The 14,918-nt window shown below is 66.0% G+C and carries 16 protein-coding genes; 10 read left to right on the forward strand and 6 right to left on the reverse strand.

What is annotated here, in order from left to right; all coding sequences use genetic code 11:
- Positions 1-2: 2 nt before the first annotated feature.
- From C7I55_RS06465 to C7I55_RS06490, 6 genes are all read left to right on the forward strand, one after another.
- A complete protein-coding gene (locus tag C7I55_RS06465) occupies positions 3-1,457 on the forward strand; it encodes a circularly permuted type 2 ATP-grasp protein (protein ID WP_106512068.1) in 1,455 nt (484 codons plus the stop codon).
- Complete coding sequence (locus tag C7I55_RS06470) at positions 1,457-2,386, forward strand: alpha-E domain-containing protein (RefSeq protein ID WP_106512069.1); 930 nt, start codon at positions 1,457-1,459, stop codon at positions 2,384-2,386. Before C7I55_RS06465 ends, C7I55_RS06470 begins: the two co-directional genes overlap by 1 nt.
- Complete coding sequence (locus tag C7I55_RS06475) at positions 2,386-3,222, forward strand: transglutaminase family protein (protein WP_106512070.1); 837 nt, start codon at positions 2,386-2,388, stop codon at positions 3,220-3,222. The genes C7I55_RS06470 and C7I55_RS06475 overlap by 1 nt, the downstream gene beginning before the upstream one ends.
- A 1-nt stretch (position 3,223) precedes the next feature.
- Complete coding sequence (locus tag C7I55_RS06480; protein WP_106512071.1) at positions 3,224-3,967, forward strand: peptidase; 744 nt, start codon at positions 3,224-3,226, stop codon at positions 3,965-3,967.
- A gap of 157 nt (positions 3,968-4,124) precedes the next feature.
- Positions 4,125-5,003 carry a DUF2306 domain-containing protein gene (locus C7I55_RS06485; protein WP_233222081.1) on the forward strand — a complete coding sequence of 293 codons (879 nt, stop codon included), beginning with the start codon at positions 4,125-4,127 and terminating at the stop codon, positions 5,001-5,003.
- A gap of 81 nt (positions 5,004-5,084) precedes the next feature.
- A complete protein-coding gene (locus tag C7I55_RS06490; protein ID WP_106512072.1) occupies positions 5,085-5,696 on the forward strand; it encodes a GyrI-like domain-containing protein in 612 nt (203 codons plus the stop codon).
- Here the strand turns inward: C7I55_RS06490 and C7I55_RS06495 are convergent.
- The gene (locus tag C7I55_RS06495; protein WP_106512073.1) at positions 5,683-7,260 is read right to left on the reverse strand and encodes a winged helix-turn-helix domain-containing protein; all 1,578 of its coding nucleotides are present in this window, start codon (positions 7,258-7,260) and stop codon (positions 5,683-5,685) included. The two genes, C7I55_RS06490 and C7I55_RS06495, sit on opposite strands and share 14 nt — an antisense overlap.
- Before the next feature lie 188 nt (positions 7,261-7,448).
- Between C7I55_RS06495 and C7I55_RS06500 the strand changes: the two genes are divergently transcribed.
- Both C7I55_RS06500 and C7I55_RS06505 read left to right on the forward strand, forming a co-directional pair.
- Positions 7,449-7,745 carry a UrcA family protein gene (locus C7I55_RS06500; RefSeq protein ID WP_158266310.1) on the forward strand — a complete coding sequence of 99 codons (297 nt, stop codon included), beginning with the start codon at positions 7,449-7,451 and terminating at the stop codon, positions 7,743-7,745.
- Positions 7,746-8,086: 341 nt separating this feature from the next.
- Positions 8,087-9,643: a GH12 family glycosyl hydrolase domain-containing protein gene (locus C7I55_RS06505; protein WP_158266311.1), complete on the forward strand. Its 1,557-nt coding sequence runs from the start codon at positions 8,087-8,089 to the stop codon at positions 9,641-9,643.
- An 81-nt stretch (positions 9,644-9,724) separates the two neighbouring features.
- On the opposite strand, the gene C7I55_RS06510 is transcribed toward C7I55_RS06505, so the two are convergent.
- The 4 genes from C7I55_RS06510 to C7I55_RS06525 all read right to left on the reverse strand — a co-directional run bounded on the left by C7I55_RS06510 (position 9,725) and on the right by C7I55_RS06525 (position 13,213).
- On the reverse strand, positions 9,725-10,294 hold the full coding sequence (locus tag C7I55_RS06510) for a peptidase S14 (protein ID WP_106512076.1): 570 nt from the start codon (positions 10,292-10,294) through the stop codon (positions 9,725-9,727).
- A 370-nt stretch (positions 10,295-10,664) separates the two neighbouring features.
- A complete protein-coding gene (locus C7I55_RS06515) occupies positions 10,665-11,903 on the reverse strand; it encodes a Gfo/Idh/MocA family protein (RefSeq protein ID WP_106512461.1) in 1,239 nt (412 codons plus the stop codon).
- 219 nt (positions 11,904-12,122) lie between these two features.
- Positions 12,123-13,004, reverse strand: coding sequence for a LysR family transcriptional regulator (locus tag C7I55_RS06520; protein WP_106512077.1), 882 nt, complete (start codon positions 13,002-13,004; stop codon positions 12,123-12,125).
- Positions 13,001-13,213, reverse strand: a complete 213-nt coding sequence (locus C7I55_RS06525) for a hypothetical protein (protein WP_106512078.1) — start codon at positions 13,211-13,213, stop codon at positions 13,001-13,003. The genes C7I55_RS06520 and C7I55_RS06525 overlap by 4 nt, the downstream gene beginning before the upstream one ends.
- Here C7I55_RS06525 and C7I55_RS28060 point away from each other — a divergent pair.
- Positions 13,212-13,352: a hypothetical protein gene (locus C7I55_RS28060; protein WP_158266312.1), complete on the forward strand. Its 141-nt coding sequence runs from the start codon at positions 13,212-13,214 to the stop codon at positions 13,350-13,352. The genes C7I55_RS06525 and C7I55_RS28060 overlap by 2 nt on opposite strands.
- 455 nt (positions 13,353-13,807) lie before the next feature.
- Entirely contained in the window at positions 13,808-14,122 is a 315-nt protein-coding gene (locus C7I55_RS06530; protein ID WP_146150942.1) for a hypothetical protein, read from the forward strand.
- A 170-nt stretch (positions 14,123-14,292) separates the two neighbouring features.
- On the opposite strand, the gene C7I55_RS06535 is transcribed toward C7I55_RS06530, so the two are convergent.
- Positions 14,293-14,871: a hypothetical protein gene (locus C7I55_RS06535; RefSeq protein ID WP_146150943.1), complete on the reverse strand. Its 579-nt coding sequence runs from the start codon at positions 14,869-14,871 to the stop codon at positions 14,293-14,295.
- Between the last annotated feature and the right edge of the window lie 47 nt (positions 14,872-14,918).

Here is a 14,918-nt window from a genome sequence, read left to right on the forward strand (position 1 = left end):
CGGTGGCAGCCAGACCGGCTTTTGACGAACTCTGGGGCGCAAGCGCGGGCGAGGAGGTGCGCGCCGGCTTCGAGCCGCTCGGCGAGTGGCTGCGCGAAACCAGCGCCGCGGAGCTCGATCGCCGCCAGCACGCCGCCGAAGCGGCCTTTCGAAGCCTCGGCATCACCTTCAACGTCTATGGTGAGGATGAGGCGGCCGAGCGGATCATCCCGTTCGATATCATTCCCCGCATTCTTTCGGCCGGCGAATGGGCGCGGCTTTCGGCCGGGCTCGAACAGCGCGTGCACGCGATCAACGCCTTCGTCGACGACGTCTACGGCGCGCGCAAGATCCTCGCGGACGGCGTGGTTCCGGCCGATATCGTGCTCGGCAACGAGCAATTCTGCGTTCCTGTCGCCGGCGCACGGCCGCCGCACGGCGTCTATGCCCATATCTGCGGGATCGATCTCGTCCGCACCGGCCCGGACGAATTCTACGTGCTGGAGGACAATGCCCGGACTCCGTCCGGCGTCTCCTACATGATCGAGAATCGCGAGGCGATGCTGCGCCTGTGCCCCGAATTGTTCGAGCGGCTCGCGGTGCGTCCGGTCGATACCTATCCCGAATTGCTCCGCGACACCTTGCAGTCGGTGGCGCCCGACGGCGCCGTCCAGCCGCGCTGCGTGCTGCTGACGCCCGGCCACTACAATTCGGCCTTTTACGAACACAGCTTCCTCGCCAACAACATGGGCATCGAGCTGGTCGAGGGGCGCGATCTCGAGGTCGACGACGATATCGTCTGGATGCGCACCATCGACGGACGGGTGCGGGTGGACGTCATCTACCGGCGGATCGACGACGCGTTCATCGATCCGCTCGTCTTCCGCCCCGATTCGATGCTGGGCGTTTCCGGGCTGATGGCGGCCTATCTCGCCGGCAACGTCACCCTGGTGAATGCGCCCGGCACCGGCATCGCCGACGACAAGGCGATCTACAGCTACATGCCCGACATCGTCCGTTACTATACCGGCGAGGAGCCCCGGCTTCCCAATGTCGAGACCTGGCGCTGCCGCGAGCCGGCGTCGCTCCAATATACGCTCGATCATCTCGACGAACTCGTGGTGAAGCTGGTCGACGGCTCGGGAGGCTACGGCATGCTGGTCGGGCCGACAGCGTCTCGGGCCGAAATCGAGGCCTTCCGGGCCGCCCTGATCGCGCAGCCGCAGCGCTACATCGCGCAGCCGACCCTCGCGCTGTCGACCATCCCGACCATCACCGACAAGGGTATCGTCCCGCGGCACGTCGACTTCCGTCCCTTCGTGCTCACCGGGTCTTCGGGAGTCACCACCGTCCCTGGCGGCCTCACCCGGGTGGCGTTGCGCGAAGGATCGCTGGTCGTCAATTCCAGCCAGGGCGGCGGCACCAAGGACAGTTTCGTTCTCGATGGCGAGCGTGCCGCCACCGCGGGCAGCACCTGATGCTCTCCCGCACCGCCGCCAATCTCTACTGGATCGGCCGCCACATGGAGCGGGCCGAATTCACCACCCGGCTGATCGAGGCGACGATCCGGCTCGATTCGCTGCTTGCCCAGCCCAAGGTCGAGGAAGCGTGGAAGAGTGCGCTCGCCGTGGTCGGCAGCGCCCCCGACCCGTCGAGCGAAGCACTTGGTGCGTTCGGCGGACGGCGCTTCCTGGCGCTCAGCCTCGACAATCCGAGCTCGGTCAAATCCTGCCTGTCCGCGGCGCGCGACAATGCTCGGGCAGCGCGCAACGTGCTCACCCAGGAGATCTGGGAAGCGATCAACCGCGCCTGGCTGCTGATCCGCGATCGGGCGAGCCCAGGCGGCACCCAGTCGACCCTCAACATGGTCGAGGAGTTGAAGGCGGAGACTCGCGGCTTCGAAGGTGCGCTTGCCCGCATGCTCCGCAACGAGGCCTATTGGTTCCTGCGTCTCGGTTCGCTGGTGGAGCGCGGCGACAACACCGCGCGCCTGCTCGACGTCAAATACTTCCTGTTGCTGCCGGACGGCGAGCAGGTCGGCGGTCTGCGCGACCGCGATCAGTGGATGACCCTGCTCCACGTCGTCTCGGGCCGCACCGCCTACCGTACCATCTATCGCCAGGCCCTGCAGCCGTGGCTGATCGCCGACCTGCTGATCTTCCGCAAGGAATTGCCGCGCTCGCTCGCCGCGGCCGCCACCGAGACGGTCGCGATCCTGGCCGAATTCGGCGACATGTCGGGCCTCCAGGGGGAGGCCGACCGGCTCGCACGCCGCCGGCTCGGCCGGCTCGAGGACGGCACGATCGAAGAGCTGCTGGCGGAGGGGCTCCATGAATCCCTGGGTAGATTCATGCGTGAAAATGCCGCACTCGATGCAGCCATCGCCAATCAGTTCCGGTTCGCCTGATGCGCCTGTCGGTCAATCACACGACCACCTACCGCTATTCGGAGCCGACGCGCCGGATCATCCAGCTGCTGCGGGTAACCCCGTCGAGCTTTCAGGGCCAGACCGTGCTCAGCTGGCGGATCGACGTCGATTGCGACGTTCGCCTGCGCGAAGGACGGGACGGGTTCGGCAACGTCACCCACATGCTCTACGTCGATCAGCCTGTGCAGGTGCTGACCCTCGCTGTCTCGGGACGGGTGCTGACGGAGGACAATGCGGGTGTCGTCCGGGCCGTCCCCGGCGATCTGCCGCACCAGGTGTTCCTCCGCGAGACCCCGCTCACCGCGGCCGGCAATGCGCTGGATTGGCTGGCGATGGACATATCCGAGGAGGGCGGGGCCAAGCTCGATATCCTGCACGGGCTTAATCGCCGGATCCATGATCGCATGCGGTTCGACGTCGCCGCGACCGGGGTCGGCACCAGTGCCGAGGATGCGTTCGGGGCGGGACACGGCGTGTGCCAGGATTTCGCCCACATCTTCATTGCCGTTGCCCGCCGCCTCGGCATCCCCGCGCGCTACGTCTCCGGCCATCTGTTCCGCCGCGACGGCGCCCATCAGCAGCCGGCGGCCCATGCCTGGGTCGAAGCGTTCGTCGACGATCTCGGCTGGGTGGCGTTCGATCCGACCAACGGCATCAGCACCGACGACGCCTATTTGCGCGTCGCCTGCGGGCTCGATTACCGTGAAGCGGCGCCGGTGGTCGGCGCCCGCTCCGGCGGCGGCACCGAGGAGCTTTCGGTCGAAGTGGCCGTTCACCAGGCGCGGTCGCAATCGCAGTGGCAGGTACAGAATTGAAATGACCTATTGCCTGGGCATGCTGCTCGACGAGGGGCTGGTGATGATCGCCGACACCCGCACCAATGCCGGGGTCGACAATTTCTCCTCCTACCGCAAGCTCCATTGCCTGATCGACGAGCCGGAGCGGCAGGTGTTCGCGGCCGCCGCCGGCAATCTTTCGATCACCCAGACGGTGATCAGCCTCATCCAGGAAGGCCTGCCTGCGGAGGAAGATGGGCGGCTGGCCCGCAGCCTCGCCGGCGCGACCAGTATGTTCCGCGCCGCCCAGCTCGTCGGCGAAGCGCTGCAGATCGCCAACCGCACCGTCGGCGAAGCGCTCAATTCGCTGAAGATCGCCGGCGGCTCCAGCCTTCTGCTCGGCGGCCGCATCGGGTCTGGGCCTCCAAGCCTGTTCCTGATCTACGAGGCGGGCAATTTCATCGAGTGCAAGTCGGAAATCCCGTTCTTCCAGATCGGTGAAACCAAATATGGCCGCCCGATCCTCGATCGCGTGATCCGCGCCCACACCCCGATCCCCGAAGCGGTGAAGATCGGCTTCCTGTCGTTCGACAGCTCGATGCGCTCGAACCTCGCAGTGGCGCGGCCACTCGACATGATGGTGATGCGCCGTGATGCGACGGTTCCGGTCCAGACCCGGCGGATCGAGAGCAACGACGCTTATTTCAACGATCTCTCCGCCCGCTGGTCGGATCTCCTCCACGACGCCACCCTGGCGATCCCGGATCCGCCCTTCCTCGGTTGAGGAGCGTGACGATAGGCGGCGTCGCATCGCCCCGATCGGGCCTGCTTCCGATTCGTGTACATCCGGGTTCGGCCAGATCGGCGGAGCGCGAACGTGCGATCTGTGCCGCCTCCAACATGTTGCCGCGCGCCAATTGACGGAATTCCTCGACCAACCGATGTGCAGCCTTATGTTCCGCTGCGTGATGGCGACCTTGCGATCTTGGGCACCGGGCGGTGCGGACAAGCCGTTCCCGGCCTCGGCGTTGCGCTGGAGCGCATTGCTGCTGGTCGCCGCAAGCTGGGTCAGCGGCGCCATCTTCGGCGCCTACATCCTCGCTTTCTTCGGCGGCACGGCCTGGCAAGGTCTCGCCGCCCGCTGGAACGAGTCGCTGCCGGCCCTGCACGATCCCGCGACGCCGCTGGCAACCGCGGCGATCGGTGCGCACTTCGTCGCCGGCGGCATACTGTTGCTGCTTGGCCCGGTGCAGCTGATCGGCCGCCTCAGGCGGGCGCTTCCGGCGGTGCACCGATGGCTCGGACGGGTCTACGTGCTGTGCGCGGGTGCGGCAGGGCTCGGCGGCCTCGCCTTCATCCTGGCCAAGGGCACGATCGGCGGACCGGTGATGAGCGGCGGTTTCGCGCTCTACGGACTGCTGATGCTGGTCGCTGCCATCGCCACCTACCGGCATGCGCGTGCCGGCCGTACCGATCGCCATCGCGCCTGGGCGATCCGGCTGTTCGCGCTGACCGTCGGATCATGGCTGTACCGGATGGAATATGGTTTCTGGTTCATGGCGGTGGGCCGCGTCGGCCACAGCAGCGATTTCAGCGGCTGGTTCGACGCGATCATGTGCGTGTTCTTCTACCTGCCCAATCTCGCCGTCGCCGAGCTGTTCATCCGTGCCCGGCGCCCGGCAAGCCGGCCGGCGCTTTCCGTCGCCGCAACCCCGGTTCTTCTCGCGGCAAGTGCGTTCGTCATGGTCGCGACCTGGTTCTTCACCACCCGCTACTGGGGTCCCGGCATGGTGAGCGGCTTCACCGGCGCGCGTCTGTAGAAGCGCACCGACCTGCGCTACACAATCCGAGCCTGTCGAAGCTGGATGGCCGGGCATCGTCGACATCCTCGGGAGGGGCGGATGGATAAACTGGATCTGAAGAAAATCAGGAAGGCGCTGTTCACCGCGCCTCTCAATCGCTTCGTGCCGGTCGACGTGCCGCCGGTCCGCTATCTCATGGCCGACGGCCATGGCGATCCCAACGCTGCACCCGAATACCGGCACGCTGTCGAAAGCCTCTATGCCAGTGCCTACACGCTCAAGTTCATGGCCAAGGCCGCGGGGCGTGACTTCGTCGTGGCGCCGCTGGAGGGTCTGTGGTCGGCACCGGATCCGGAAAGCTTCACCGCCCGGCGCAAGCACGAATGGGACTGGACGATGATGATCATGGTCCCTGACGAGGTGACCGAAGAGGAGTTCACTGCCGCCCGCGCCAAGGCCGCGCAGAAGCTCGGGAAGGTTTCGCCAAGTCTCAGGCTCGAAATTCTGGATGAAGGGCTCAGTCTGCAGGCACTCCACGTCGGCAGCTACGACGACGAAGGGCCGCTGCTCAAGATCCTTCACGACGAGGTCATGCCACAGGGCGGTTATCGCTTCGCCGGTCCCCACCATGAAATCTATCTCGGCGATCCCCGCAAGACGGAGGCCGCAAGGCTCAGGACCATTCTTCGGCAACCGGTCAGCCGGTGCTGACGGATCCTGCGTGGCGCCGGTAATCGGGCGTGGAGCCGGTCGCCGCCCAATAATGTTCCAGGCCGAGGCGCCGAACCAGCGCCTCGAAGCGCCGGTCGCGGCGCACATTGGCGGTCGACGGCACGAACAGGAAATTGGTCTGGCGCTCCTGCCGCGGCGTGTAGGTTCCCTGCTCCGGACTGAAGCGTATCTCCGGCACGGTGAAGCCTTCGTCGAAATAATAAGCGCGCAGGATTTCGAATGCCGCGTCGACGCGGCCGAGCGACGCCGCGAACTGGGCGGCGTTTTCGGCGAGGCCGGCACCCCGGCGGGCATAGCCCATCTGCTCGCGGATCACCGCGTCGATCCGCGCCGGCTCCGGCGACTGGAGCGCGCCGGCGACACGGACGATCGCGTCGAATTCCTCGGCATCGATCCCGGTCGGCCGGCCATCCGCATTCTGCGCGAGCGCGATCGCCTCCGCCGGGCGGCCGCTGTACATCAGGATGTAGAAGCGGGCGAACCACAAGGCGAAGTGGGTCGGGTACAAGGTCGCGGCTTCGGCGATCAGGCTGTCGACCTCCTCCAGGCGGCCTGCGGCCCAGTACATCATGATCCGGCCGTAAAAATATCCCGGCGTGGGACCGCGAAACTGCCGGCCGACCTGGTCCTGGAGCGTGGCCGCTTCGCGCGCGCGGCCGACTGCGGCCAGGGTCATCGATAGCGCGGAGGCGAGCACCGGATCGCGCGGCCGGGAGGCCAACGCTGCGCGCAACGCCCGGTCCATCTCGAGCCATCCGCCAAGCCGCGGCCGCGCGAGCGCCAGCGCGGCGAGGGCGAAACTGTTCTGCGCCTCCAGGTCGATGGCCCGCCGCGCCGCTTCGACCGCGCGCTGGCGCAGCATGCGGCCCTCCCCGCTCGCGCGGAACGGCGCGGCCGCGGCATAAGCCAGTGCGAGCGCCCCCCAGCCGTCGGCGAAATCGGGAGCGCGCATGACGACACGTCGATAGAGGCCGAAGGCCTGGTTCTGCCCCTCGCGCGTATCCTGCCGCATCGCCAGCGCCGCCTGGCCCATCAATGCCTCGATCTCGCCAGACGGGCCGATGCGGTTGAGGCCGAGCAGCAGCGCGCCGCCCGCTGTGCCGACAAGCGCCGCCGCGCCCGCACCGATTAACAGCCTTCGGCTTGGTCGCCAGACGGGGGACGTGCGCCGCGCGGCCCCGTCCGGAGCGGGATTCTCCGCGCCCGCATTCGGTCCGACCAGCCGGTACCCGACCTTGGTCACCGTCTCGATCCTGAAGCTGCCCTGGCCGATTCCATCCGCAAGCCGGCGGAGCCTTGAAATGACCCGGTTGATCGCGTCCTCGCCAACGACGCGGCCTTCCCAGCACCGTTCGGTCAGCGTGTCGCGCGCAACGATCCGGCCGTCCGCGGCGGCGAGGGCGACGAGCACCTGCATGATCCGCGGCTCGACGATCTCCTGCCTGCCGTCATCATGGTAGAGCTCGCGCGTCGACGGCCTGACGCGCAGCCGCCCGAGGCGGAAATCCGCCTCATGCGCCAGCTCGATCCGGTCCCCGCCCATCACGTCTCCTTATCATCGCCGGCGGGATCTCGACATCACGAAACGCGGGCGGCGCAGTTCATCGGCAGATGATCAGCCGTCCATCAGCCGAACATCAGCGTCTCATCCTGTCGGTGGCGCCGACCGCGCCTCAATGTCGAGACCTCCGATGCGAACGGCGCAGCGGACGCGACCAAAAGGATGAAATGATGAACATTGCTCAGGCGGCTATTTGCGCCGCGCTGCTGATCGGCACAGCGCCAGGACATGCGCACGATTCCAGCACCGTCGTGAGGATCTCGGATCTCGATCGCCGCAATCCGCGGGATGCGGCAATTCTCGAGCGCCGGCTCGCCGCCGCCATCGAACGGGTGTGCGGATCCTATGCGTCGGTCGATGGGCTCGCCATGGACGAAGTGACGCAATGCCGCCGGAACGCGAAGGCCGGCATCGCACGCCAATTGGACTCGCGGTCGGCGCGGACGAGTGAGGTCGCCGGCCACTGAGCCAAGGGGGTCCGTAAGCGGCGGCCGGCGATTGCAGCCCCGTCGCCGCTTGGGCCTGATCACGTGTCGGGGCGGGGCTCACCGGACTCGATCATGTCGGCTACAGCATGCCCTGCGTGCGGCTCTCCGGACAAGTGCCTGGGATGCAAGTAGAATACCGGATGCCGATAGGTACTATTACGAAATCACCTTGAAGATGGTTAATCGCTACAAGCTTCCCGTCCCAGGGGGGTTGTTTTGCGATGTATCTCACAGTCACTGGCGTTGAATTGAAGCTCTCTACGCGGCCCCTCAACTGGGTCTCTGGATCCGGCAGCAATGTTTACCGGCCCGGAACCGGGGTGGCGGACGCTTTTCAGGGGATGGCCGGCGACATTCTGTCGGGCGGCCTTGGCGACGACACCTATCACATGTGGAACAGCACTGCGACGATCGTCGAGGGCGGGGGCCAGGGCATCGATACGGCCTATGCTTATTATTGGGGCTCGGCCGGCCTTGCGGCCAATGTCGAAAACCTGGTGCTCAGCGCCAGAGGGCTCACCTCCGGCTCGGGAAACGGGCTCTCGAACATCATCATGGCGGGCACGAGCGGTGCGACCCTCAATGGCTTGGGCGGCAACGACGTCCTGGTCGGCGGCGCCGGCAGCGACATCTTCGTGGTGACCGCCGGCAATGGCTCCGATGCAATCTACCAGTTCAGGCCAGGCTACGACGTTGTCCGTCTCGGCGGCTACGGGATCACCAATTTCGATCAGATCGTTTCGCGTGCCCAGCAGGTCGGCAGCGATCTCAAGATCGCCTTGCCGACCGGCGAAAGCCTCGTTCTGCGCAACATCAATCTCGAGTGGCTGGACCCGACGGATTTCGGTTTCAGCCTTCCCAAGGCATCGGTACCGACCGGCTACGCGCAGATGTATGGCGCGGCGCGCGGCCACAATGCCGAGGGTTGGTACGTGCTCACCAACGCCTGGGGCGCAGGCTCTCTGACGTTCGGGCAGGATTACAGCATCGACGCGATCTACAGCAGGAGCGACATGACGAAGAGCACGACCTTCAACTGGTCGTTCCCCTACATGACGCAGGTTGCTGCGCCGATCAAAGCGTATCCGAACGTGCTGTTCGGTGTCTCGCCGCAGGGCGAGCAGGTCAACCCGACCGACACGACGCATGTCTTTCCCGTGCGGGTGGGCAGCCTCGGCGGATTGACCGCCACATACGACGTCACGATGAAGGGCAATGTCGGCGGCTATAATGTGTCCTACGACATCTGGTTCACGACCAAACCGGACGGAGGCAAGCCGACGATCACCAACGAGTTGATGATCTGGGTTCACAAGGGGGATGTGCAGCCGTTCGGAAGCGTGATCGGAACCTACACGGACGGAGCGTTCACCGCCACGATCTACCGCGACGGGGATTACACCGCAGTCGTCTCGGACAAGGACGTCGTCGCGGGCACGCTCAATATCGGCCGGGTCGTCGCCCATCTGCAGTCACTCGGCATCGTCACCGCCGACGAGTATCTCAGCTGCATCAGCTTCGGTGCCGAGGTGATCTCGGGTAACGGTGCGCTCAGGATCAACAATCTCGACATGAACGTCGATACCATCACATCGAGCGGAATGGTCCATACGACGATCACGGGCGCCGGATCGTCGTCGGTGGCGGCCGCTGCCAGCCCCGCCGAGATGCTGGCCGGCGACAGCACGGAATTCGTCTTTTCGGATAGTGCGGTCGGCTTGGATCACACCGATCAACCCGCGATCCTGGAAGACACGTCGACCCCCGCAAATTGGTTCGCTCAGGACGGTTCGTTCGTTGACGCCTCGCTCGCCTCGACGAGCGTCGGCTTGAACGGGCTGCATGCAAATCTCAGTGCAGCCGACTTCCTTTTCTGAATTCTGCCCAACGCGCAGGATCCGGAGATCGGGCGACCTCGACCATCATGTGCAGGCTCGGTTCGGACGAACCGGGCCGCATCAGACGACGGCTTCGATGAGCCCGAGCGCCTCCGCCTCGGCCGCCTCGATATACCAGTTGCTCGGCGCCCGCTCGAGCACCTCCTCCATCGTCACCATCGATCCGGCGACCAGATTCTGAAAGCCCTCGTTCTGGATGTCGATCGAGGCGCGGATCTCGTTCAACGTGGCTTCCAGGCTTGCGATACAGGTGGTGAGCGGTCCTTCCACGGTGAGCGTCTTGTCCATCTTGCGCTCGTGGATCATCAGCCTCGTGCCCCGGGTGAGATAGCGGTTTTCCCGTGCGAAGAAGCTCATGAAGGTCGTGCCGGCCGAATAGATCGCCGCCTTGCCGAGGAACACGAAGCGCCGTCTTGGTTCGGCCTCGCTGTGGAAGCGGACGTCCTCGCCCATCATCCGCGCGACCTCCGGATCCCCGCCGAGCGTGGAGAGTTCGACGACGATCAAGCCTTCCGTCGGGGCGTTGATCAGCTGTCCACGGAAATTGGCGTACATGGCATAATCCACCGTTCCCGCGAGTAGGATCGCGGGATACCGGAAATCGGCGGGCGTGAGGCGCGGCGCTGGCAAGGATAAGCTCCCATTCTTACGCCTCCGTAACGCTACCGGGCGCTCGCCGTTCCGGTCAATCCTTCGCCGGTGATGCGGCGGCGAGGCCTTGCCGTTCAGCCCGCGGACTCGGCGTTCTGGACCGGCAATCGGGGCGGCCGCGCCTGGAGCTGAACACCAGGATGGCGGCGATCACGAGCCCGACGATGATCGCCGCGCCCCTGCGCCGCGGGAATTTCGGTCGGGATCTCCGCCGTGCCGTCCTTCAGCCGGCAGGAGCGCAAAACCTCGAGCGCGATCTTGCGGTCGCGGATGACGCGTTCACCCTGTCTAGGCGCATCGTTGAAGCGCGTCTTCCTCGTGCAGCCTTCGGGCGAGCGCCGCTTCCGTCTCAGCCTTTCATCGTCCCATCGGGATTCAGCCGCATTGTTCGGCCCGCCGCGGCGGAAGCGTAGATGGCTTCGATCAGGCGGACATCGCGGAGGCCCATCTCGCCCGGGGTCCTGATCGCGGCCCCGTCGCGAATGGCGTCGGCGAGATGATCGAGCTGGCGCGCGAACTGGACACTGGGATCCCCCGGCGAGAGGTCCCGCGGCTCGGCGCCCTCCAGTCGCATCTTCTGGCCGGAATAGCTGGTCGCCGGATCCATGATCAGCGCGCCGGCGGTGCCGCGCGCGTGGACACTGTTGGTGCCGGCCGAATCGTAGGACGTGGCGAGCTGCGCGACCGCGCCCGACGGAAAGCGCAATTGCGCGCCGACATGGGCGAAAATCTCCGCGAAGCGCGGGTCGCCGGTCGGCCGGAAGGCAGTGGCGCTGATGCTCTCCGGCATCTCTCCGGAAAGATACAGAGCGGCCTGGAGTCCGTAGAGCCCGTAATCCTCGAGCGGCCCGCCTCCGGCCAAGGCACGGTTCGCCCGCCAATTCTCGCTCGGCCGCGTCGGGCCCATCCGATAGGATTGCTCGGTGCGGATCAGCCGAAGCTGTCCGATCGCCTTCCGCTTCATCAGCGCCATCGCTTCGACATTGTGCGGTTCGAAATGCGAACGATAGGCGATCATCAGCTTGCGATCCGCCCGCCGCGCCGCGGCGATCATCCGCGCGCAATCGGCGCTGGAAAGCGCCATCGGCTTCTCGCACAGGACATGCTTGCCGGCGGCGAAGGCACGGATCGCCCATTCGGCATGGAGCCCGCTCGGCACGACGATATAGACCGCGTCGATCCGTTTGTCGGAGGCGATGTTCGCGAAGCTGTCGTAGGAATGCCGCGCGTCGGCCGGCAGGCCGTAAGCATCGCCGACGCGGCGCAGTTTCTCCGGATTTCCCGACACCACGGCCGCAAGATGCGCGCGCTCCGCCTCGGCGAACCGTGGCATCATCTGGTTCAGCGCATAATTGCCGAGGCCGACAACCGCGAAGCCGACGCTGTCTTCGCGTTTGCGCCGCGGCGGAGTGGCGGGAAGGGCGACGCCGTCGGGCATCGGCTGGCCGGCCGTACGGCCCGGCGCACCACCCGCCGCAATCGCCTGAGCGAGCGCCGCGGCCGGCTTCGCGGCCATCGCGAGCGATGCTGCGGCCACCCCTCCGCCGACCGCGAGGAAGTCTCGCCGATCCAGGTCACGTGCGGTCATCAGCATCTCCCATCGATATGCGCACCTCTGCCGCGGTGAGGATGCCACAATCGTCCGGCGCCACAAGCCCGAACTGGCCTCTTCCGGCCGGGCGCACCGGCCGCAATGTCGCGGGATAGGCGGATTTGGCCGGCGGCCGGTGGAGTGTGACTGCATCCGTCGTTGCGCCTGCAGCGGTGCGAGCCAAGATCGCTGAACGATCCTGTCCGGGTAAGGCTGTCATGCCGGGCGTGTCGCCCTGACATGGTCGACGAATCTCGAAGCCGCGGGTGAGAGTCGTTCCGGCTGCCAACTCATCCAGAAGCTGACGTCGAGCGGATCGGCGGCAAGATTGCGGTAGACGATCCCCGGCACGGTGATCCGGCTGAGCAGATCGGTTCCGAAGGCGAGCGCAAGGCGACCGCCGACGAGCCCCAGGCTGGCCATCCAGCTGTCGGTCGCGCGGGTGAAGATCGGGCTCAGTCCGGCATTGTTCGCCCAGCGCATGATCCGGTCGTGATAGTCGGGCGCCGCAGAGCGGGGGAAGAGCGTGAACGCTTCTTCGCGAAGGCACTCGGGGGCGACCGGATCCGTCGTTGTTGCGGGGTGGCCGGCGGGCAGGATGATGTTGATATGATCCAGAGCGAAGCGAACGCTTTCGGTGGTCTCGTCCTGCTCGGCTTCCCGCGTGATGATGACGTCGACCGAGCCCTGGTCCAGACGGCGACGCAATGGCGCTGTCGTGCCTTCGCAAAGATCGAGTTCGACGTCCGGGTAGGTCTCGGCGAAGCTGCGCAGAACGTGCGGCAGGTCGCTGCACATCGCGACTGGCGAAAAACCCAGGGTAACTCGCCCGATACGGCCGGCGGCGATGGCGCGGGCCCGCTCGGTGCCTGCCTCCAGCGTGCCCAGAACCTCGCGTGCGGTGTCGACCAGCGCCGCCCCCCCGGGCGTAAGCCGGACGTGGGGCCGGCGCGTGAAGATCGTCACGCGCGTGTCCGCCTCGGGGCGGCGGATCAGCTCGCTCAATTGCGGCTGCGCCATGCCGAGCCGGTCCGCTGCCCGGCCGAAGTGCAGCTCCTCCGCGACGGTGACGAGGGCTTTCAGCTCGCGAATCTTCATGCGGTGAGATCCTGATCGCAGATCGTCATAAGAGAAAGCCTATGAGCTGACTTGCACTTAGGGCTTTTCGCGAACGCCGCGGAAGCCGAAAAGACCATGTGCTGCGGGATGAGCGGCAGGAGAAGTAGAATGACGAACAGCGACGCGCCGCCCAGAGCGTCATGCGCCGGGCGCCCGGCAAAGCAGGCCGTAGCAAGAAGCGCGGCCATGCTGACGCATCTGGCCGCGGCCGCGGCGGTGTTGACCGTTGCGCCGCTCGTGCTCGGATCCTTGCTGCGTGTTCCGGCTGGGCTCAGCACCGGCGATCCGGTTTCGGCGCTTCTCCTGCTCAGCGCGGTAAGTCTCTGACCGCAGCTGCCGCAGGCTGTTCGTTTCTGCGAAGAACGGGAGCGGCCTCGAACGACCATTTCTGGCGCTGAGCCGACGGCGTGTCCACAGCAAGTTTTAGAGACGTAATACTCAAGCCAGCCCGATTATCAGACATGATCGGGTGCACAGGCGGGCGCGCGTCGCCTGCCTTCTCCTCGATCGCTGTCTGCCCAAGTGCGCGCGAGTTCGGTATCATGTCCCCGGCGCCCGATGTCCCCGGAGCTCATGGCCCCGGAGCTCACGGGGCGCGGCGAGAAACCGGCCCGCGCCTGCGGGGCCGGGGCCACCGCGCTGCCGCGGCAGGCTGGAAGGCAGGCATGGCGGATGCTAGAAATGCGCGTGTGAAGGGACTCGGCAAATGGCTCCTCCCCCTCTTGCTCGTCGGATGCGATTCGTCTGATCCTCGGGAAGAGGCGTCCTCCCGATTCACCGCCATGCCAACCATCGCCGACGTCTCGGGTGGGCCGCTCTGGTATTATGATCGCTCCTGTACATGTCTCCTCGCACCCGAGAATGGCTGTGCCAATCTGCTCGATGCACGGCCGGGGCGGGTCGAGGTGGACACTCTGGTCTGTCGCACCGTCGACGCGGCGCAGAGGACGGTGTCCTGCACCTATCGCGAGCGCTTTGTCGAAACGCCACCAGGCGTGCCGGAGCGCAGCTCCGCTTGGACGACCCGCCGGACGACCTTCCGCAACCATGCTGAAGACGCCTGGTGTATCGAAGACGCTGATCCGCCTGCTTCTTAAGCCTGGGCAGGCCGGCCACGGACGACCAGCCTGTCCCTATCGGCGGTAGGCGATCTGTGGGGACAGATGTCTCGTCCACTCGGAACGACATCTTGGAACGTCAGCGTTCTGCGCTGTCGCCATGGCAGCGACATGCGCAACCAGCCGCATGCCCGTTCTCCGCGAACGTTTCAGGCCAATCCCTCGCAAACGATAATCCCATCATCCAGCGTGAACCGGCCATCCGTGCGCGGGGGACCGAACGGCCTGGCGAGCAGGGCGGCTGGCGCCACGATTCCGGGGGCCACTTCCCCATTCTGGATGATCGCAAGGCATTTCCGGCGCTCCCCGTCGAAGTCCCGGTCGAGCCCCAGAGCGTCGTTGACGAACCCGATCCCCTGGCTGCGGGCACAGACTGCGCCGAACAGTTCCAGCATTTTGGCACCCGCAACATGATCGAGCGGGAAATCCGTTTCTCCCCGCAGATAGAGCGATCCTTCTGCCCACAGGAAGATCCACCCTGCCGTCGCGCGGTCCGTTTCCGGTTGCTGCAGCACCCAGGGCAGGAAATCGTGCGGATCGCCGCGATAGGCGAGCGCCGCCATCGCCGCTTCATGCCAGAGCGCCGGATCGCCGCATGATTTCACGCCGGCAACATCAGCCGCGTCCGCAATGTCGATTTCGCCGTCGAGCATATTCCTGTCCCCCATTTGGTTGCGCAGACTAGAAGATAATGGGCCGAGGTAAATCCGGTCGCCCGACGGCTTCATGGTGCCACGCCTCTCGCCCCCCCCCCCGGCGGCAAGCGTCCCCGATC

Source organism: Allosphingosinicella deserti, assembly GCF_003012735.1.
Taxonomy (GTDB): domain Bacteria; phylum Pseudomonadota; class Alphaproteobacteria; order Sphingomonadales; family Sphingomonadaceae; genus Allosphingosinicella; species Allosphingosinicella deserti.